The sequence below is a fragment of the Polaromonas sp. P1_G4 genome, from assembly GCF_056405475.1.
Window position 1 is genome coordinate 1 of the sequence record NZ_JBFUCA010000011.1, and the last position, 18,985, is coordinate 18,985.

General features: G+C 64.1%; 15 protein-coding genes and 1 pseudogene. 5 read left to right on the forward strand and 11 right to left on the reverse strand.

The genetic code is table 11. The features are described 5' to 3' along the window. Positions 1 to 299 precede the first annotated feature (299 nt). Positions 300 to 1,502 (forward strand): multidrug effflux MFS transporter, encoded by a 1,203-nt coding sequence (locus AC1D1X_RS01245; RefSeq protein ID WP_477671493.1) that lies wholly within the window; start codon positions 300 to 302, stop codon positions 1,500 to 1,502. A 20-nt stretch (positions 1,503 to 1,522) separates the two neighbouring features. Here the strand turns inward: AC1D1X_RS01245 and AC1D1X_RS01250 are convergent, their stop codons facing one another. Further along, positions 1,523 to 2,383 carry a PA4780 family RIO1-like protein kinase gene (locus tag AC1D1X_RS01250; RefSeq protein WP_477671492.1) on the reverse strand — a complete coding sequence of 287 codons (861 nt, stop codon included), beginning with the start codon at positions 2,381 to 2,383 and terminating at the stop codon, positions 1,523 to 1,525. 20 nt (positions 2,384 to 2,403) lie between these two features. Next, positions 2,404 to 3,897, reverse strand: coding sequence for a MocR-like pyridoxine biosynthesis transcription factor PdxR (gene pdxR / locus AC1D1X_RS01255; protein WP_477671491.1), 1,494 nt, complete (start codon positions 3,895 to 3,897; stop codon positions 2,404 to 2,406). A gap of 128 nt (positions 3,898 to 4,025) precedes the next feature. Here pdxR and AC1D1X_RS01260 point away from each other — a divergent pair. Then, positions 4,026 to 4,727: pseudogene (locus AC1D1X_RS01260) on the forward strand (GNAT family N-acetyltransferase); the annotation flags it as partial. Positions 4,728 to 4,852: 125 nt separating this feature from the next. Here the strand turns inward: AC1D1X_RS01260 and AC1D1X_RS01265 are convergent. The 7 genes from AC1D1X_RS01265 to AC1D1X_RS01295 all read right to left on the reverse strand — a co-directional run bounded on the left by AC1D1X_RS01265 (position 4,853) and on the right by AC1D1X_RS01295 (position 15,024). Beyond that, positions 4,853 to 5,317 (reverse strand): RcnB family protein, encoded by a 465-nt coding sequence (locus AC1D1X_RS01265; protein ID WP_477671490.1) that lies wholly within the window; start codon positions 5,315 to 5,317, stop codon positions 4,853 to 4,855. 121 nt (positions 5,318 to 5,438) lie between these two features. Beyond that, entirely contained in the window at positions 5,439 to 6,458 is a 1,020-nt protein-coding gene (locus tag AC1D1X_RS01270; protein WP_477671489.1) for a tRNA dihydrouridine synthase, read from the reverse strand. Between the two features lie 19 nt (positions 6,459 to 6,477). Beyond that, the gene (locus AC1D1X_RS01275; protein WP_477671488.1) at positions 6,478 to 7,737 is read right to left on the reverse strand and encodes a methyltransferase; all 1,260 of its coding nucleotides are present in this window, start codon (positions 7,735 to 7,737) and stop codon (positions 6,478 to 6,480) included. A 422-nt stretch (positions 7,738 to 8,159) separates the two neighbouring features. Next, complete coding sequence (locus AC1D1X_RS01280; protein WP_477697710.1) at positions 8,160 to 9,569, reverse strand: efflux transporter outer membrane subunit; 1,410 nt, start codon at positions 9,567 to 9,569, stop codon at positions 8,160 to 8,162. Between the two features lie 30 nt (positions 9,570 to 9,599). Then, positions 9,600 to 12,833 (reverse strand): efflux RND transporter permease subunit, encoded by a 3,234-nt coding sequence (locus tag AC1D1X_RS01285; RefSeq protein WP_477671486.1) that lies wholly within the window; start codon positions 12,831 to 12,833, stop codon positions 9,600 to 9,602. Positions 12,834 to 12,865: 32 nt separating this feature from the next. Then, positions 12,866 to 14,104: an efflux RND transporter periplasmic adaptor subunit gene (locus AC1D1X_RS01290; protein ID WP_477671485.1), complete on the reverse strand. Its 1,239-nt coding sequence runs from the start codon at positions 14,102 to 14,104 to the stop codon at positions 12,866 to 12,868. Positions 14,105 to 14,148: 44 nt separating this feature from the next. After that, positions 14,149 to 15,024 (reverse strand): alpha/beta hydrolase, encoded by an 876-nt coding sequence (locus AC1D1X_RS01295; protein ID WP_477672771.1) that lies wholly within the window; start codon positions 15,022 to 15,024, stop codon positions 14,149 to 14,151. A 442-nt stretch (positions 15,025 to 15,466) separates the two neighbouring features. On the opposite strand from AC1D1X_RS01295, the gene AC1D1X_RS01300 reads away from it, so the two are divergent. Next, complete coding sequence (locus AC1D1X_RS01300) at positions 15,467 to 16,393, forward strand: LysR family transcriptional regulator (protein WP_457279192.1); 927 nt, start codon at positions 15,467 to 15,469, stop codon at positions 16,391 to 16,393. 188 nt (positions 16,394 to 16,581) lie between these two features. Further along, positions 16,582 to 16,785, forward strand: coding sequence for a hypothetical protein (locus AC1D1X_RS01305; RefSeq protein WP_477671484.1), 204 nt, complete (start codon positions 16,582 to 16,584; stop codon positions 16,783 to 16,785). Between the two features lie 36 nt (positions 16,786 to 16,821). Here the strand turns inward: AC1D1X_RS01305 and AC1D1X_RS01310 are convergent, their stop codons facing one another. Both AC1D1X_RS01310 and AC1D1X_RS01315 read right to left on the reverse strand, forming a co-directional pair. Next, entirely contained in the window at positions 16,822 to 17,763 is a 942-nt protein-coding gene (locus AC1D1X_RS01310; RefSeq protein WP_477671483.1) for a DUF808 domain-containing protein, read from the reverse strand. A 207-nt stretch (positions 17,764 to 17,970) separates the two neighbouring features. Next, positions 17,971 to 18,318 carry an ElaB/YgaM/YqjD family protein gene (locus AC1D1X_RS01315; RefSeq protein ID WP_477671482.1) on the reverse strand — a complete coding sequence of 116 codons (348 nt, stop codon included), beginning with the start codon at positions 18,316 to 18,318 and terminating at the stop codon, positions 17,971 to 17,973. A 339-nt stretch (positions 18,319 to 18,657) separates the two neighbouring features. Here AC1D1X_RS01315 and AC1D1X_RS01320 point away from each other — a divergent pair, with 339 nt between their 5' ends. Then, positions 18,658 to 18,837 carry a hypothetical protein gene (locus tag AC1D1X_RS01320; RefSeq protein WP_477671481.1) on the forward strand — a complete coding sequence of 60 codons (180 nt, stop codon included), beginning with the start codon at positions 18,658 to 18,660 and terminating at the stop codon, positions 18,835 to 18,837. Positions 18,838 to 18,985: the final 148 nt, after the last annotated feature.

The following is an 18,985-nucleotide window of genomic DNA, read 5'->3' on the forward strand; positions in this document are numbered from 1 at the left end:
GCATCGGGGTGCGCTCCTGTTCGTCCAAAGACCTCAGGTTAAACCCCGTATTGCGGCTTCATTACAGTTTGAATCAACACAGTGTCCCGCTTACATTTCGGCCCCTGTCAGGCCTGACAGGTTACCGGCGCAGTGCAAGCAAGAGACAGCGAGGTCAGCGACAATAGCCGCAGATAATTTCTTACCGTCATTGCGCCCCGCCCTGGTGCGTTTTCAATGGCGGTTTTAACAGTGCCGTTTGGGTGCAAGGCCTTCCACCTTGTTACTGATACACAAAGCGGCTTGACTTCATTTCATTCATGACAAAAAGTTTCTTCCGGGCAGCCCTGGTGCTGGGTTTGCTGTCCGCCATCGGCCCTTTCGCCATCGACATGTACCTTCCCGCGCTGCCTTCCATCGGGCACAGCCTGGGCGCCTCCATGGGCGCGGTGCAAGCCAGCCTGATGGCGTTTTTCATCTCCCTCGGCATTGGGCAAATCATCTACGGCCCGGTCTCCGACATGGTGGGCCGCAAGCCGCCGCTGTACTTCGGCCTGCTGCTGTTTGCCGCCGGCAGCATCGGCTGCGCGCTGGCGCCTGACATCCAGACGCTGGTGGTGCTGCGCTTCATCCAGGGCCTGGGCGCCTGCGCCGGCATGGTGGTGCCGCGCGCGGTAGTGCGAGACCTGCATACCGGCCACGACGCCGCGCGCCTCATGTCCCTGCTGATGTTGGTCTTCAGCGTCTCGCCCATCCTGGCGCCGCTGGCCGGCAGCTTCCTCATTGAGGCCTTCGGCTGGCGCAGCGTGTTCTGGGCCGTCACCGTGGCCGCCGCTGCAGGGTTGGTGCTGGTGGCCTTCACTCTGCCGGAAACGCGACCGCCCGAACAACGCGTGGACAGCAGCTTTGGCAGCGCATTGACCGCCTACGGCGTGCTGCTGCGCGACCGCCATTTCATGGGCCTGGTGTTCATCGGCGCCTTCGGCATCTCGAGCTTTTTTGCCTACCTTGCCAACTCGTCCTTTGTGCTGATCAACCACTACGGCCTGACACCGCGCCAGTACAGCATCGCCTTTGCAGTCAACGCAGCCTCCTTCATCGGGGTTTCGCAGTTCACCGGCAAGCTGGCTGCGCGTTTCGGGCTTGTGCCCATCGTGAAAGTGGCCGTGACGGGTTATGCCGCCGTGATGGCCCTGCTGCTGGTGCTGAACCTGGTGGGCATCGAAAGGCTGGACGTGATGATCGCGCTGATGCTGGTGGGCTATGGATTTCTGGGCTTGGTGGTTCCAACCACCGCCGTACTGGCACTGGAAGAACACGGCGCCATAGCCGGCACGGCCTCGGCCCTCATGGGCACCTTGCAGTTTGTCACCGGCGCGGTGGTGATGGCGGTGGTGGGCGTGTTTGTAGACGGCAGCGCCCGCCCCATGGTGGCCGGCATCGCCGGATGCGCCTTGCTGGCGTATGTCACGGCACGCGTGACGCTGGGCGGCAAGCGCGCTGCCACTGCGCCGGCGCACTAGCGCCTCGCGAAAAGACGCACCTAACGGGCTTGTTGTATGCGCAGCCGCCGCGCTGACTCTTCAGCACGCGCATCGTCGATCTCACCCATCACGGCGCCGAGGTTGACCGGCCCGGTCTTGTGGGCAAAGCGGCCCGTCAGCACCGTCTCGGGCTGCAGCACGCCGCGCTGGTACAGGTCCCAGATCTCGCTGCCGTAGTCGGTTTGCAGCAGCTCCGGCGCAAAGCGGCCGAAGAAGCCGCGCAGGTTGGCCACGTCGCGCAGCAGCATGCGGCCCGCGTGGTTGTTGCCGGCGGCGTCCACCGCCTGCGGCAGGTCGATGATGACCGGGCCGGGCTGGCCATCTGTCACACCGAGCAGGATATTGAATTCCGACAAGTCGCCGTGCACAACACCGGCGCACAGCATGCGTACCACTTCCGTGAGCAGCGTGGCGTGGTGCAGGCGTGCGTCTTCAGGCGTGAATTCCACGTCGTTCAGGCGCGGTGCGGCGTCACCATGTTCGTCGGTCACCAGCTCCATCAGCAGCACGCCATCGCAAAAGTTGTGCGGTTTGGGCACGCGCACGCCGGCTGCGGCCAGCCGGTACAGGGCATCCACCTCGGCGCTTTGCCAGGCTGCTTCGGTGGCCTGCCGGCCGAAGCGCGTGCCCCTGGCCATAGCGCGCGCCTGCCGGGTGTTCTTGACCTTGCGGTTCTCGGTGTAGTCCACTGCCTGGCGAAAGCTGCGCTCGGTGGCGTCCTTGTAGACCTTGGCGCAGCGCGTTTCGTCGCCGCAGCGCACCACGTACACCATGGCTTCCTTGCCGCTCATCAGTTGCCGTACCACTGTATCGATCAGGCCTTCTTCGAGCAGCGACTGCAGCCTCTTGGGTGTTTTCATGGTGCCATTGTGCGCCGGGCTCAGCCTCCTGCCGTCAGCACCAGCTGCGACAGGCGTTTGACGAGAGGGTCCAGCAGCTCAGTCGCGGTGTTTCCGTAGCCCAGCACAAGGCCGTTGTCTTCAGGTGCCGGCGCCATGGCAAACGAGGAAAGCGGCATGGGCGCCATCCCGTACCGCCGGGCAGCTTCCGCAATGCGAACGTCCGCAAAGTCCCGCGGCAGCCGGACTGCCAGGTGCAGGCCGCCCTGCCCGCCTTCAATGACATGCGGAACGCGCAGGTGCCGCGTCAATGCTTCCCGCAGGGCATGCTGGCGCTCACGGTACAGCCGCCGCATTCGCCCCAGGTGGCGCACAAACTGCCCGGACTCGATGAAGCCGGCCATGGCAAGCTGCTCATGGCTGTGGCCGCCGCGAAGCATCTCGCGCAAGGCGTCCTGCGCTGAAGCCAGCAGTGGCTTTGGCATGACCAAAAAACCCAGGCGCAACGAGGGAAACATGGTTTTGGAAAACGTGCCGACGTAGAGCACAGGCGCATCGGCCACCAGGCCCTGCATGGCGCCTATGGGTTCGCCGGCGTGGCGGAATTCGCTGTCGTAGTCGTCTTCAATGATCCAGGCGCCGTGCCTGCGCGCGGCAGACATCAAGGCCAGGCGGCGTGCCACCGACATCACCACGCCAATCGGATACTGGTGCGAAGGCGTCGTGTAAATCAGCCGTGGCGTGCGTGAGCGCCAATCCGCCGCGCCGATGTGCAGGCCTTCGTCGTCCATGCGTTTCGGCACGATGCGCAGGTCACCCGCATGCATCGCTGCCTTGGCGCCCCGGTAGCCCGGGTCTTCCACCCAGGCCGTGTCGCCCGGGTTGGTCAGCAAGCGCACACACAGCATGAGCGCCTCCTGCGCCCCTTCCGTCACGATGACCTGCGCCGGCTCGCAATGCACGCCGCGCGTGATTGCCAGGTGGCGCGCAATGGCGGTGCGCAGTTCAGCCTGACCGAAAGGGTCGCCGTAATGCAGCGCCGCCGGCAAGGCCTCACGCACCGCGCGGTCCAGCATGCTGCGCCAGACGGCCAGCGGAAAGTGGGAAAGCGCCGGCACACCGGGGCGCAAGGCGGTGCTGGTGTCAAGGCGTGCGGGCCCCGACCGGATGCGGGACAGGCGCAGTGCCACGCGGGATGGCGCGGTGGCCTCGGGCTGCGCCTGTTGCGTGGCCGGGCGCAACAGAGCCGCCACGGTGCTTCCCTGCCGGTCGGCGCGGACATAGCCTTCGGATACAAGGTGTTCGTAGGCAATCGCCACGGTATTGCGCGAGACCGACAGGGTTTGCGCCAATGCGCGCGAGCCGGGCAGGCGGCTGCCCGCAGCCAGCTGGCTCTTGAGGATGGCCTCCTTGAGCCTGCGGTAAAGCTGGCGCTGCAAAGGCTCGGCGTCGGACCTGTCCAGTGGAGCTTCCAGGAAACCCTGCGGGGCGGAGTGCTTTGGAGCGGACTTGTTAGCGAAATTGGTAGAGGGCATCGCGCAAGGGTTGTTGAACGGCAAAGAATTTGGTCGCAGATCGTGGCACCACGAAATAACCACTTTATGGCACTTTATGAAGAGCCACAAAGATCTTAACCTAGGCGATCAAACTCACAGGAGCATCGATGACCACACGCACAAACGCCTACGGGCAACCCATTGGCGAAGCCATGCAGGGCTGGACAGCAAGACAAAGGCCGCCACGCATCACACTCGAAGGCCGGTATTGCCGCCTCGAGCCGCTGGACGCCAGGCGCCATGGCGACGACCTGTTCACCGCCTACGCCGCCGCACCCGACGGCCGGGCCTGGACCTACCTGGCCCCCGAGCCATTTACCGCGCGCAGCGATTTCGATGCCTACCTCGAACGCAACGCAGCCAGCGCCGACCCTTTGCATTACACGGTCGTGGACGCCGGCACCCAGCGCGCGGTCGGGACGCTGTCGCTGATGCGCATGGATACCGCCAACGGCGTCATTGAGGTAGGGCACGTGATCTTCTCGCCACTGCTGCAGCGCAGCCGCGCCTCCACCGAAGCCCAGTACCTGCTGATGAAGCTGGTCTTCGAAACGCTCGGCTACCGCCGCTACGAGTGGAAATGCGACAGCCTCAACGCGCCGTCACGCAGCGCGGCCGCCAGGCTCGGCTTCAGCTTCGAAGGCGTTTTCCGGCAGCTCCTCGTCTACAAGAACAGGACCCGCGACACCGCCTGGTTTTCCATCATCGACGGTGAATGGCCGCTCTTGAAGAAGACCTTTGACAGCTGGCTTTCACCGGATAACTTTGATGCACAGGGTGCGCAGGTTCTGGCGCTCACTGACATTCGCAGCCGCCTGATGCACAAAGCCCCCGCCGTGATGGCAGCCTGACGGCAGCACCACAGAAAGAGCTTCATTTCACCGAGGACTCAGGACGGCGCCGGGTATGGATTTCCCGGCGCCGCACCGAAAGTTCAGTTCAGCACCAGCTGCGCGATCACACCGGTGGCGATGGCGATGAGTGCATAGTCCGCGCCCACCTGCACCCACTGCTGGCCGCGCGGCGGCGCATGGAGGCGATGCCCGCGCCAGTCATTCACCACATACTGACGGCCGCGGTACTCATTTGGGATGCGGCCGCCGCGGTAGAACTGCGGGCCGTGACCATCGAAGTGGCGGTCATTGCGGGCATAACGGCGGTCGTCACGATGGTCAAAACCGCGCCCGCCGCGATCGTCTGCACGGGCGTCTGCGCGACCATAACCGGGACCATAGCCGGGACCATCGTCGCGACTGTAACCGGGACCGACAGACCCGCGCTGTTCAACACGGGGAGACTCACCGCGCTGGCTGCGCCCGTCGTAGCCTTGCGCAAACGAGAGCGAGGCAAAGCCCAGCGACGCGGCGGCGATGGCACACACAATGGCTTTTGATTTCATGATCGACTCCTTTGGATGGAAGAGCCTTCATGGTGTTCCGGCGACGTGTCGGCGCAGCAAAGCCGCGGGAGTGTTTGTGTAAAGCCTGGTTGCAATCTGTGCGGCGCTCAGACTTGGGCCTTCAAGCCATCACGGCCAAAGGCAAGCGCGCGGAAGGCTTGTCACTCTCGCCAGGTTGCAGCAGCTGAGCCAGCCATTCATCGATCAGCACGGGATCATTCACCGTCTTGATCGCCTGGTAGGCGACCTCCGCCTCCGGAAACCGCCGCCGCAAAAAATTCAACCACTGCTTGAGGCGCCCCGCTCTCGCACGTGTCTCAAGCCGTGAGCAGACGATGTGCCAGAACTCGGCGATCAGCGGCAGCAGCGTAGGCCAGCTTACAGCAGCATGGTGCCCACCAGCCATGTCGGCCTTGATCGCCAGCCCCAGGCCCGGGTCGCGCACCGCGCCGCGGCCGATCATCAGCACGTCGCAACCCGAAGCTTCACGGCAGCGCCGCGCATCTTCCACTGTCCATATCTCGCCATTGGCCACCACCGGAATCCTGACCGCGGCACGGATGTCGGCGATGCGTTCCCAGTAGGCGGGCGGTTTGTAGGCCTGGGCTTTGGTGCGGGCGTGCACCACGAGCTCGCCGGCACCGCCGGCTTCGATGGCGAGCGCGCATTCAACGGCACGCGCATCGTCTTCGTAGCCCAGCCGCATCTTGGCCGACACGGGCATGCCGGCCGGCACCGCCCGGCGAACCGCGCCGACAACGGCCGTCAGGGTTTCGGGCTCGCGCAACAGCGATGCACCGCCGCCGTGGCGATTGACCACCGCGGCCGGGCAACCAAAGTTCAGGTCAATGCCCGCCGGACCGAGGCCTGCGAGCCGCGCGGCATTCTCGGCCATGCAGCCCGGGTCGGAACCCAGCAGCTGCGCACGCACCGGCACACCGGCCAGCGTGCGGCCGCCGTGGTGCAGCTCGGGCACGATGCGATAGAACACGCGCTCGGGCAGCAGCTGGTCGGTGATGCGGATGAATTCAGAGACGCAGCGGTCAATGCCACCGACCCGCGTGAGGATGTCGCGCAGCACAAAGTCCAGCAGGCCTTCCATCGGGGCCAGCAGGACGGTAGCGCGTGGTTCAGTCTTCATCCCACCCAGCTTCTGGTTTCTATTTGGCGGCCAATCGCCACAGCGACGTGACTTCCGCCGCGCGCGCCGCATGCAGCGCATCGCTGGCGTCCGAGGCCTTGGGGTGATGCGGCTGCGCGTCCAGCCGGTCCACCACCTTGAGGCCCGCCGCATCGATCGTCGCCAGCAGCCAGGTGCGCGTGCGCAGGCCCAGGTGCTCGGCGATGTCCGACAGGATCAGCCAGCCCTCGCCTTTGGGCTCCAGGTGCGCCGCCAGGCCGTTGAGGAAACCCAGCAGCATGCGGCTGTCTTCGTCATACACAGCATGCTCCAGCGGGGAGCCGGGCCGCGCGGGCAACCACGGCGGGTTGCAGACGATGATGTGCGCCTTACCGTCGGGAAACAGGTTGGCTTCGCGCACCTCGACTTGTGGAAAGCCCAGGCGCTTGAGGTTGTCGCGTGCGCAAGCCAGCGCACGCGGGTCCTGGTCGGTGGCCACCACGCGCTGGATGCCGCTGCGCAGCGCCAGAACGGCGGCCAGCACACCGGTGCCGGTGCCAATGTCAAAACCGGTCAGGTCCTCGGTGCCTTCCGGCACGGGCGCCTGCGCCACCAGGTCGATGTATTCGCCGCGCACCGGCGAGAAAACGCCGTAGTGCGGATGGATGCGGTTGTGCGGCCCGTCTTCGCCGAGGGCGGGAATCGGCACGCCCTTGCGGCGCCATTCGTGCGAGCTGATGAAACCCATCAGCTCGCGCAGTGATGCAACCGAGGGAACCGTTCCATCCCGGGCTGGTCCCCAGGCTTCGGCACACGCCTTTTTGGCATCGGGCGCGCGGCGCAAGGGAATGCTGTAGTCCGCGTCAAACGGAATCAGCACCATGCCCAGCACGCGGGCACGCTGCGCCTGCGCCTGGCGGTGCAGGTGAAACGCTTCCGGGAACACCGGCGCGGCGGCTTCAACGGGGGCGCTGGCCTCTCCGGCTTTCTGGTCCTTCACGCGTTTCTCGCGCTTGGGTTTGGCCGGTTTGTCGACGCGGCGGGCCAGCGCCTGCAGCAGTAGCCGGGCATTCTGGAAGTCGCCACGCCAGAGCAGGCCCGTGCCTTCACAGGCCAGGCGGTAAGCAGCGTCGGCCGCGAGGGTGTCGTCAGCGATCACCACGCGCTTCGGCGCCGGCGCGCCGCGCTCGGAACGCCAGCGCGCAGAACGCGCCTCGCCGCCCTCCGTCCAGTGGATGGTGGCGGGCTCAGGAGAAGAGGCAACGGAAGAAGTGACAGGAACAGCAGGTGAAGCGGGCATCAGGGGGCAGACACAAAGAAGAACAAAGAAGGAAGCCAAGTGTTTTAACAGATGGCCAGCCCCAGCGGCTGCAAGCGCTGCCTAATCACTATCAATTTAATAGCTGCTCGCGCATGTCCTGATTGCGCCACAGCCACTTTTGGCACTCAAAAAAGGCCTTTTTGAAGGTCTACAGGCTATTTTGGGTGATCAAAAGGCTCCAAAACAGCGTTCAGAGCACTTTTCAGGTCATTTTCAGGACCGATTCAGGCCTCCAGCCCAATAGGAACCTGCGCCACCAGCTATCAATTAGATAGCAACAACCGGCAGAGAGCGCTTCCCTCCTCACCAGCAGGAGCCGCGGAACTGGCTCCGCCAGGCCGCAGGCGCCGTCCCCTGCAAGGGGAGAGGAGGCTACACGAAGTGAGCCTCAACAGGGGTGTTCAAGTGCTCCAGCCGCCACCCAGCGCCCGAATCAGACCCACCGTTGCCAGGTACTGCGCGGTCTTGACCTGCAGCGCCTGGCGGCGGTTGCGCAGTTCGCTGCGTTGCGCGTCCAACAGTTCAAGCTGGCTGACAAAGCCATTGCGGTAGCGTGAATCCGACAGCACCGTGGCGCGTGTGGCCGAAGCGACGGAACGCGACTGCGCTTCCGATTGCTCGGCCAGCAGGCGCAGGGCCGAGAGCTGGTCTTCCACGTCCTTGAAGGCGACGAGGATCTGTTCACGGTAGTTGGCCAAGGCGATGTCGAGTTCAGCATTCGCGTTCTGCACGCCGGCCTTGCGGCGTCCGCCGTCAAAGATCGGCAGCGAGAGCAAAGCACCCACGCCCCAGGCCTGGGTCGAAACCTTGAACAGGTCCTTGATCTCGGGCGCGGCATAACCTGCGTTGCCCGTCAGCGAAAAGGTCGGGAACCACGCAGCCTGGGCGACACCAACGCGGGCCTGCGCGGCCTGCATGGTGCTTTGCGCGGCAGACACATCGGGCCTGCGTTCCAGCACGGTGCTGGGCACACCGGCCGGGATGACCGGCAGCGCGGTCGACCACTCGGTGGGCGCGACGGCAAAGTTCGACGCCACCTCGCCCACCAGCACAGCCAGGGCATGCTCCAGCACGGCGCGGCGCTGGTCGAGCGCCAGTGCATCGGACTCGGTTGAGGCGACCTCGGTGCGCACACGGGCCACGTCGAGCTCGGCCACGTCGCCCTCCTTGAAGCGCACTTCCGTCAGGCGCAGCGTGTTGCGGTAAGCCTGCAGTGTGTCACGCACCAGCGTGCGTTCGGTGTCGAGCGCGCGCAGGTTGAGGTAGGTTTGCGCCACATCGGCCTGCACCAGCAGCTGGGTGCTGCGCAGCAAGGCTTCGCGCGATTTCGCATCCAGCGATGCGGCGTCAGAGTTCAGCGACAGCCTGCCGATCAAATCAACTTCATACGAAAAGGTGGCCGCCGCCGTCACCGTGGTCTGCGCGACGCGGTTGGTGGTGATGTTGCTCTGGCGCACGGCGCCGCCGCTCAAACCGACTTGCGGCAGGCGGTCGGCATCGGTGTTGCGCAGGATGGCGCGCGCCTGGGCCAGCCGCCCCGCGGCCACCTTGACACTGTTGTTGTTGGCGCCGGCCTGCTCGACCAGCTGGTCGAGCACCGGGTCGGCGAACGCCTTCCACCAGGTGCCTTGTGATTGCGGAGCGGTTGCTGCAGGCGCCGTCGCGACGGCGACAGCGTTTTCCTTGTAGGCGGAAGGCGCAGCCGGAATGCTCGCCGGGTCAACCGACGCGCTGGTGGCGCAGCCGGCCAGCACCAGGGCGGCCAGCAAAGGCAGCAGCGCGGTGCGCAGTTTGGACGTTGTGTGGTTCATGATGAACTCCTGTACCTTTGATGCTTGTTGTTATTCGTGAAGCTTGAGGGGCGCTGCCGGCTGCGCGTGCGCGCCTGCACCACCACTGCCTGCGAAGGCCTCGACGTGCGGCACTTCGCCATGCAGCTTGAGCGGACGGTTGCCCGTGAGGCGGCGCAGCGTGACGTAGAACACCGGCGTGAGGAACAGGCCGAAAGCCGTCACGCCGATCATTCCCGAGAACACCGCCACACCCATGGCGTGGCGCATTTCGGCACCCGCACCGGAGGACAGCACCAGGGGCAGCACGCCCATGATGAAAGCCAGCGAAGTCATCAGGATGGGGCGCAAACGCAGGCGGCTGGCTTCAATCGCGGCCTGCAGCGGCGTGCGCCCGGCAAACTCCAGCTCGCGTGCGAACTCCACGATCAAAATCGCGTTCTTCGCCGACAACCCCACCAGCACGATCAAACCGATCTGCGTGAAGATGTTATTGTCGCCTCCCGTCAGCTTCACGCCCAGCATGGCGGCCAGCAGGCCCATGGGCACGATCAGCACGATGGCGATCGGCAGGGTCAGGCTTTCATACTGCGCGGCCAGCACCAGGAAGACCAGCAGCAGCGCCAGCGGGAACACCCACATGGCCGAGTTGCCGGCAATGATTTCCTGGTACGTGAGGTCCGTCCACTCGTAGCTGATGCCGGGCGGCAGCGTCTCGGCCGCAATGCGGGCGACCGCGTCCTGCGCCTGGCCCGACGAGTAGCCGGGTGCGGCGCCGCCGTTGATGTCGGCCGACAGGAAGCCGTTGTAGCGCATGGCGCGTTCGGGGCCGAAGCTCGGCGTGACTTTCATCAGCGCTGACAACGGCACCATTTCGCCGGTGACCGATCGCACCTTCAAGAGGCCGATGTCTTCAGCGCGGGCGCGGTAAGGTGCATCAGCCTGCACCCGCACGGAATACGTGCGGCCGAACTTGTTGAAGTCGTTGGCATACAGGCTGCCCAGGTAAATCTGCATGGTGTCGAACACGTCAGTCACCGGCACGCCGAGCTGGCGCGCCTTGGTGCGGTCGATGTCGGCATAGAGCTGCGGCACATTGACCTGGAAGCTGGAGAACATGCCGGCCAGCTCGGGCGTCTGGTAGGCCTTGGCCATGAAGGCCTTGGTGGCGGCGTCCAGCGCGGCATAGCCAAGCGAGCCGCGGTCTTCCAGCTGCAGCTTGAAGCCGCCGGTGGTGCCCAGGCCCTGCACGGGCGGCGGCGGAAACATGGCGATGAACGCCTCCTGGATACCGCCGAATTTTCCGTTCAGCTGGCCAGCGATGGCGCCGGCGCTCAGGTCTGCACTCCTGCGCTCGTCGAAGGGCTTGAGCGAGAGAAACACGATGCCCGAGTTGGAGCTGTTGGTAAAGCCGTTGATCGACAGGCCGGGGAAAGCAATCGCGTGTTCCACGCCGGGTTGTTTCATGGCGATGTCGCTGATCTTGCGGATCACGTCCTCGGTGCGGTCCAGCGTGGCGCCGTCGGGCAACTGGGCAAAACCGATCAGGTATTGCTTGTCCTGCCCGGGTACAAAGCCGCTGGGCACTGCCTTGAAGAGGCCTGCGGTGGCCAGCACCAGCACCAGGTACACGCCCAGCATGATGGCCTTGCGCGAAATCGCACCCTTGACACCGCGGCTGTAGTTTTCGGAACCGCGGCTGAACAGGCGGTTAAAGCCTGCGAAGAAGCGGCCGAACACCTTGTCCATGCCGCGGGTCAGCGCGTCTTTCGGTGCGTCATGGCTCTTGAGCAGCAAGGCGGCGAGTGCCGGCGACAGGGTCAGCGAGTTGATAGCGGAGATCACTGTGGAGATCGCGATGGTCAGCGCGAACTGCTTGTAGAACTGTCCCGAGAGGCCGGTGATGAAAGCCAGCGGCACAAACACGGCGATCAGCACCAGGGCAATCGCGATGATGGGCCCGGACACCTCCCGCATGGCGCGGTAGGTGGCGTCGCGCGGACTCAGGCCCGCCTCGATGTTGCGTTCGACGTTCTCCACCACCACGATGGCGTCGTCCACCACAATGCCGATGGCCAGCACCAATCCGAACAGGCTGAGCGCGTTGATCGAAAAACCGAACAGGTGCATCACCGCAAACGTGCCGATGACAGAAATAGGCACGGCCAGCAGCGGAATGATGGAAGCGCGCCATGTCTGCAGGAAGATGATCACGACCAGCACCACCAGGGCCACGGCTTCGAGCAGCGTATGTACCACGGCCTCGATGGACGAGCGCACAAACTGCGTGGTGTCGTAGACGATTTCGTAGTCCACGCCTTCGGGCATGCTCTTTTTCAGGTCCTTCATCACGGCCTGCACATCGTCGGAGATCTGGATGGCGTTGGAGCCCGGTGCGGCAAACACCGGCACGGCCACAGCCTGTTTGTTGTCCAGCAGCGAACGCAGGGCGTAGTCGGAAGCACCGAGCTCCAGACGAGAAATATCGCGCAGGCGCGTCACGGCGCCGCCCTTGTCGGTCTTGACGATGATGTCACCGAACTCTTCTTCGCTTTGCAGGCGGCCCTGGGCATTGATGGACAACTGCATGTCCACGCCGGGCAGGCCCGGGGAAGCGCCCACGACGCCGGCGGCGGCCTGGATGTTCTGCTCGCGGATGGCGCGTACCACGTCGCCGGCGGACAAACCGCGCTCAGCCACTTTTTGCGGGTCAAGCCAGACGCGCATTGAATAGTCGCCCGAACCGAACAGCTGCACCTGGCCCACGCCATTGATGCGCGCCAGGCGGTCCTTGACATTGAGCACCGCGTAATTGCGCAGGTAGGTCATGTCGTAGCGGTCGTTGGGCGACAGCAAGTGCACCACCATCGTGAGGTCGGGTGAGCTCTTGATGGTGGTAATGCCCAGGCGGCGCACTTCTTCCGGCAGGCGCGGCTCGGCTTGCGAGACACGGTTTTGCACCAGTTGCTGGGCCTTGTCGGGGTCGGTGCCGAGCTTGAAGGTGACGTTCAGCGTCATCAGGCCGTCGGTGGTGGCCTGGCTGCTCATGTAGAGCATGCCGTCCACGCCGTTGATGGATTCCTCGAGCGGAGTGGCGACGGTCTCGGCAATCACTTTGGGGTTGGCGCCGGGGTAGTTGGCGCGCACCACCACGGTGGGCGGCACAACGTCCGGGTATTCGGCGATCGGCAGCGAGCGCAGCGCGATGAGTCCGGCAATGAACATCAGCAGCGACAGCACGCCGGCAAAGATCGGCCGGTCAATAAAAAATTTGGAAAGATTCATGGCAATTCTTCTGGTTCAGGTGAAGGAGCGGCTCAGGACTTGGCCGCGACCTTCACTGCTTTTTCGGTGAGTTCCGACTTGGCGGTCATCTCGACCGGCTGCGGTGTGATCAGCGCACCGGGGCGGATGCGCTGCAAGCCGTTGACCACAATGCGTTCATTGGCGGCCAGGCCGCTTTTGACGACACGCAGGCCATCGACGGAAGCGCCCAGCGTGACTTCGCGGTACATCGCCTTGTTGTCGGCGCCGACCACGAGCACAAACTTCTTGTTCTGGTCGGTGCCGACGGCGCGTTCGTTGATCAGCAATGCCTTGCCTTTGGTGGCCTGGCCCATGCGGATGCGCGCGAACTGGCCGGGAATCAGCTGGCCGTCCTTGTTGTCGAACACAGCGCGTGCACGCACGGTGCCGCTTCGGGCGTCCACCTGGTTGTCGACCAGCTGCAGCTTGCCTTCAAACGGCGTGTCGGCGCTGGCGGCGGTGCCCATCTGCACCGGAATGCGGTCCAGGTTGCGGCCGCCCGCGATACCGGCGTTGGCGCCCTGCACGTCCTTGAGGGCCTTGACCACGACCTGCTCGTCGGCGTCGAAGCTCGCATAGATCGGGCTCACGGACACCAGCGTGGTCAGCACGGGTGCGCCCGGGCCTGCAGCGACCAGGTTGCCCACCGTCACTTCGAGCTTGCCGACGCGGCCGGCCACCGGGGCGCGGACCTGCGAATACCCCAGGCTCAGCTGCGCCGTTTGAAGGGCTGCCTGCGCGGCGCGCAGGTTGGCGTCGGCTTCACCCTTGCCATTGGTGCGCTCGTCAAATTCGCGCTTTGAAATGGCCTGCTCGCCCCACAGGCGCTGTGAGCGCTCGTGTTCGCCTTTGGCCTGAGCCACACGGGCCTGCGCCGCGGCCACCTGGGCTTCGGCGCGCGCCACTTCGGCGGCGTAGGGTGCCGGGTCAATCGTCAGCAGCAGGTCACCCTTTTTGACCAATGCGCCTTCGCGGAAGTGCACGGCCTGGATGGTGCCGGCCACACGCGAGCGGATATCCACGCGCTCAACCGCTTCCAGCCGGCCCGAAAACTCGTCCCAGGCAGACACGTCGCTTTGCACGACAGTGGCCACCGAGACCGGCGTGGCCTGCGGCTCGCCGGACGCAGCGGACTGGGCACGCGTGCCCGAAACGCCGAAGATGACAGCCGTCACGCCCGTCAATGCCAGTACCGCCACGACGGTTGCCAGCAAACGGCGCTTGTTGTTGTGCAGATGAATCGATGTCATGGTGAAACCCCTCAAAAGAAAAAGGAAAAAAGGAACTGTGAAACTCAGGAATGGGTCGCATGCGCGGCCAGCGCATCAGCGAAAAAACGGGTGTACTGCTCATGCAGGACAGGGCCCCAAGCAGCCTTGTGGTCGCAAGGCTGCAGATAGCTGCAGGGCCAGCCGGTCGGAACCGGCAACACGGTCTCGTGCGCAACCAGGCCTGCGGCGCGCAGCCGTGCGGCGTAGGCCAGCGTTTCGTCGCGCAGCGGGTCGTCCTGCGCGGTGATAAGCAACGTCGGTGCAAGGCCTGCCAGGCGGAATGCGGCGCCGGGTGCAGCGTAAGGGTGGCTTGCGTCTTCGGCCCGGGGCAGGTATTTGTGCCAGCCGTCGGCCCAGGTGCAGCCCACGGGCCCGGCTTCGGCGTCGCGCAGCGAAGCGGTCGCAAGGCATGGGTCCAGCATGGGCGACATCAGGATCTGCCCTGCCAGAGCCGGCTCATGCTGGTCACGCGCCATCAGCGCCACGGCGGCAGCGATATTGCCACCGGCCTCTTCGCCGGCCACAAAAACCGGCGCACCGACGCCGACCAGCTTGTGGCGAGCCTTGGCGGCCCAGACCAGCGCGGCATAACCTATTTCGACAGCATTGGGGAAAGGGTGCTCTGGCGCCAGCGGATAGTCCAGCGACATCACCACTGCGCCGGCTTGGGCCAGCAACCCGGCTACGCAGGAACCGCCTTCCAGGGACCCCCCTACAAACGCGCCGGCATGGAAATGCACCACCAGGGGTGAAACGCCCGTGCCGCTGCGGCGGCCGTAAAAGCGCACGTCCAGCGGCTTTTTCAGTGCCAGTTGGATCTGTTTTTCCACCCAGGGAGGGGGGTTTTTGTCGGCGCCTGCGGGGACGGGCTGTGGGCTGTTCATCATGGCGAGCCGCACGCGGCTCCTCTTTGTTGCAATGCAGCAGAAGATACGCGCGACAACTCCCTTAATAAATAGCCGTTTTGTTTATACTTTATTTCACCAGTGCAACAATGAGGGGTAGCAAGCAGGCTTCTCCTCTGAAAATCACGGTCCCCCATGAAAGCTCCCATGAACATCCGAGCGCGGAGTTTCATCCTTCCCTGTGGGGCAAGGTCAATCGGGAGCGGGCAATCCCGGAAAGTTCTCAGGGCTATTTCGCGCCCCGCACCTGAACCGGCTGGGCTGGTCACAATCGCCCCTCGCTGTTTTGCCGATGAGCCTTTGTTGGCAAATGCCCCTCTTCCCCGGCAGCCATTCTTTTTATTACCGCCCCCGTTATCCGCCCCATATCCTCTTGCAGCGCCGGCCCGCCAGGCAAGGCACGCGCTGACGGCCCTCACCAGAACAGGACTCTTTCATGGATAAATTTTCCGCAATGCAGGCCTTTGTACGGGTTGTGGAGGCCGGCACGTTTACCAAAGCGGCAGATTCCATGGGCATGCCCAAGCCCACGGTGACGCGCCTGATCCAGACGCTGGAACAATCGCTGGACACCAAGCTGCTCAACCGCACCACGCGCAAAGTCACCGTGACGGCCGACGGTGCGGCCTACTACGAGCGCGCGGGCCGCCTTCTGGGCGAAATGGAAGAGCTTGAGTCGAGCATGTCGCGCGCCAAGGCCAGCCCGCGTGGCCGGCTCAAGGTGGACATTCCCTCATCACTGGGCCTGGCCGTGGTGATTCCGGCCCTGCCCGACTTTTATGCGCGCTACCCCGACATCCAGCTGGAGCTTGGTGTGAGCGACCGGCCGATCGACATCCTTGCCGAAAATGTCGACTGCGTGATCCGCGGCGGGCAGATCACCGACCAGTCGCTGGTGGCACGCCGCATCGGCGAGTTCTATTTGATGTCCTGCGCTTCGCCCGCCTACCTCAAGCGCCACGGCGTGCCACAGCACCCGCGCGAGCTGCAGGCGCACAAGCTGATCCGCTATTTTTCGCCGCGCGACGGCAAGCTTTACACCGTCAACCTGCAAAAGGACGGCGAGGTGGTGGAGATCGGCGGGCACCACCAGCTGTCGGTCAATGACTCGAACGCGGGTGTGGCGGCGGCGCTGGCAGGCCTGGGTATCCTGCAGACGCTCACCTTCCTGGTTCAGCACCACATCAGCAGCGGTGCGCTGGAACCCCTGTTCAATGGCTGGTGCTCCGAGGCCAAACCCATCCATGTGGTGTACCCACCCAACCGCCACCTGAGCAACAAGGTGCGTGTGTTTGTCGACTGGATCGCCGACCTCTTCGCCAAACACGACCTGATACAGCGCAAGAGCAGCTTGCCGCAATAAACGAGGCAGACGACGCGACAGCCGCTACACCGAATGCATCGGCATTTTCCGGCGTCCCCAGCTTCCTACAACTGGCGTCATCCGCAGACTACACCACAGGACATCCCAGGGGAGTAAGGTCAGTGGCTGTCCGGCGTTTTGCGCGCCTGCGTTCATACACTGCCTTTCTTCCCTGCGAAAGACCACCCATGCCAAGACCCAAAGTTGCCGCGCCCGATACCGAGAGCCGAAAGGCACTGGAGCAGCGCGCGCGGGAAGCAGCCATGCCCGCACCACCCCGTGAAAAAGGCCGCTGGCCATTTCCGGTGCCGGACGACCAGCCCGCCGGCAAAACTGAAGGCCGCCACGAGGAACCGGAAAAGCCGGCCAAGCCAGGAAAGTCCGGCGACTGACTGCCGGATTCTCCATGCACTCTCTTCTCTTCTGTGTCAGCGGCGCGCCAGGACGCGCTTGACCAGCATGGCGGCGAACAACACCAGCGCACCGGCGATCAAGCCTGTGAGTGCGTCCATCAACAGCGGTGTGAGCGCGACCAGCAAGGCACCTGCTCCGCCTATGGCCGACGCTTTTTGCGCGAGCAGCTCGATCGCGTGATGCAGCGGCGCAAAGCCGTGCGTCAAAATGCCGCCCCCCACCAGGAACATCGCGATGGTGCCCGCCACAGAAAGGCCTTTCATGAGCCAGGGAGCGGTCAGCAGGATGGCGCGGCCTGCGCCGCGCTGCAAGCGGCCCAGGGCGCCGCCTCCTTCACGCTGGCTAAGGTAAAGCCCGCCATCGTCCAGCTTCACGATGCCTGCCACCAGGCCATAAACCCCCACCGTCATCAGAAGGGCGATACCGCCCAGAACAGCCACCTGCGTCACGAAGGGACTGGCCTGCACGGTGCCCAGCGTGATCGCGATGATTTCAGCGGACAGGATGAAGTCGGTGCGGACCGCTCCCTTGATCTTGTCTTTTTCAAGCGCCAGCACGTCTACGTCGGGGTTGGTCAGTGCGGCGGTCAGTGCTTCATGCTCGGCCGCCTGTTCGTCTGCGCTGTGCATGAATTTATGCGCGAGTTTCTCAAACCCCTCGTAACAAAGAAATGCACCGCCCACCATCAGCAGCGGCGTGACGGCCCACGGTATGAACGCGCTGATGGCCAGCGCGGCCGGTACCAGGATGGCCTTGTTGACAAAAGAACCTTTGGCCACAGCCCAGACCACCGGCAGTTCCCGGTCTGCCTTGACCCCTGAGACCTGCTGGGCGTTGAGCGCCAGGTCGTCACCCAGCACGCCGGCGGTTTTCTTGGCGGCCACCTTGGAAAGCAGCGCTACGTCATCAAGGATGGTGGCGATGTCGTCGATCAACGCGAGAAGGCTGCTGGCCATATGTAGGTTCCGTGTGCCGGCGCAAGGCCGAAGGGGGTGAGCAAAGCTTGCAAAGCCTGGCCGTGGCGGTGCCGGGGCCTGGCAGGAGTCCGGTGCTGCTGTTATGCGTTGTGATCGCACCGAAGGGGAGACCTACTGTACCCAAATCCAGCGCAACAAAAAGCCGCCTCGCGGGCGGCTTTGAACGGGCATTTATGTGCCAGGTATTCAGCGTGCCGTGAGCCGTCCCAGGATAAAGCCCAAGGCAAGGGCGGCACCGACGGCCTCCAGGGGCCTTTCCTGCACCCATGATTTCGAGGCCTCAATGGCCCGGCCTGGTGCTTCAGTCACCCTGCGGGTCTGGTCGGCAAAACGGTCAGCCACGCTGCTGGCACCGCCGGCCAGCTTGTCGACGCCTTCGTGCGCGGCGGAAGAAGCGCGGTCTACCGCACTGCGGGCCGGCTCAGCCACCTTGTCAATACCGCTGTGGAGCGCTGCGCCGGCAGACTCGACGCCGCGCTGCAGGGGGTTGTCAGTACCGGAAGCCGTACCGGTGGAGGCTGTGGTTTTGTCCATGATGCTTCTTTCAAAAAAATTCCGCAAAATACCTCTGCGATCTATTTGTGTCCCGGCGATGACGGGTATATGGTTCGTCATCCAGAGGTGTCTGCCGACATTAAGCGGTGGCAGGCATGCAGACTGTGCGCAGCCGGATACGCTGCATGTAGGACAAGAGAGTGTTGTGCGTGCCGCGCGGTTGTCGGCCCACACTGACAGGAAAAAGGCCGCTTGGCTTGGCAGCCCCTGTCGCGGTTGCCCGCATCATCGTCCTGAACTCACAAGCCAAAGGCATCCAGGCCAGGCACCGTTGATAAACGCCCTTCTAACGTTTTCGAAACTCCAAGGAGAAGCACAATGCCCAGAATTGGACGACCCGCCCTCAGAACCAGCGCAACCGACAACGGCCAGCCGCGTAACGGCCCACCCGAGGAAGGTCTGGATGAAGACGACGCACTGGAGTTGCCGGTCGAGCCCGACGAAGGGATGCCGCTGATTCCTGATGACGATGAGCGGGTGGTGAATGTGCCGTCGTGAGATGGCGCTCTTAAGGCCTGGTTTTTTCTGTCGTTGTGCTTTTTGCTGAGTTCTGCTGGCCGGGGGTTGCCCGGCATGCAAGTAACTTTCTTTTGCTTCGCCAAAAGAAAGTCACCAAAGAAAAGGCGACCCTGGTTCCTGCGTCCCT

Excerpts from the sequence above, each read along its gene's own strand:
- AC1D1X_RS01270 (WP_477671489.1), bottom strand. The coding sequence starts at position 6,458 with ATGAAGACTGAACCACGCGCTACCGTCCTGCTGGCCCCGATGGAAGGC.
- AC1D1X_RS01315 (WP_477671482.1), bottom strand. The coding sequence starts at position 18,318 with ATGGACAAAACCACAGCCTCCACCGGTACGGCTTCCGGTACTGACAAC.
- AC1D1X_RS01300 (WP_457279192.1), top strand. The coding sequence starts at position 15,467 with ATGGATAAATTTTCCGCAATGCAGGCCTTTGTACGGGTTGTGGAGGCC.
- AC1D1X_RS01280 (WP_477697710.1), bottom strand. The coding sequence starts at position 9,569 with ATGAACCACACAACGTCCAAACTGCGCACCGCGCTGCTGCCTTTGCTG.
- AC1D1X_RS01310 (WP_477671483.1), bottom strand. The coding sequence starts at position 17,763 with ATGGCCAGCAGCCTTCTCGCGTTGATCGACGACATCGCCACCATCCTT.
- AC1D1X_RS01320 (WP_477671481.1), top strand. The coding sequence starts at position 18,658 with ATGCCCAGAATTGGACGACCCGCCCTCAGAACCAGCGCAACCGACAAC.
- AC1D1X_RS01250 (WP_477671492.1), bottom strand. The coding sequence starts at position 2,383 with ATGAAAACACCCAAGAGGCTGCAGTCGCTGCTCGAAGAAGGCCTGATC.
- pdxR (WP_477671491.1), bottom strand. The coding sequence starts at position 3,897 with ATGCCCTCTACCAATTTCGCTAACAAGTCCGCTCCAAAGCACTCCGCC.
- AC1D1X_RS01265 (WP_477671490.1), bottom strand. The coding sequence starts at position 5,317 with ATGAAATCAAAAGCCATTGTGTGTGCCATCGCCGCCGCGTCGCTGGGC.
- AC1D1X_RS01290 (WP_477671485.1), bottom strand. The coding sequence starts at position 14,104 with ATGACATCGATTCATCTGCACAACAACAAGCGCCGTTTGCTGGCAACC.
- AC1D1X_RS01305 (WP_477671484.1), top strand. The coding sequence starts at position 16,582 with ATGCCAAGACCCAAAGTTGCCGCGCCCGATACCGAGAGCCGAAAGGCA.
- AC1D1X_RS01245 (WP_477671493.1), top strand. The coding sequence starts at position 300 with ATGACAAAAAGTTTCTTCCGGGCAGCCCTGGTGCTGGGTTTGCTGTCC.
- AC1D1X_RS01275 (WP_477671488.1), bottom strand. The coding sequence starts at position 7,737 with ATGCCCGCTTCACCTGCTGTTCCTGTCACTTCTTCCGTTGCCTCTTCT.
- AC1D1X_RS01285 (WP_477671486.1), bottom strand. The coding sequence starts at position 12,833 with ATGAATCTTTCCAAATTTTTTATTGACCGGCCGATCTTTGCCGGCGTG.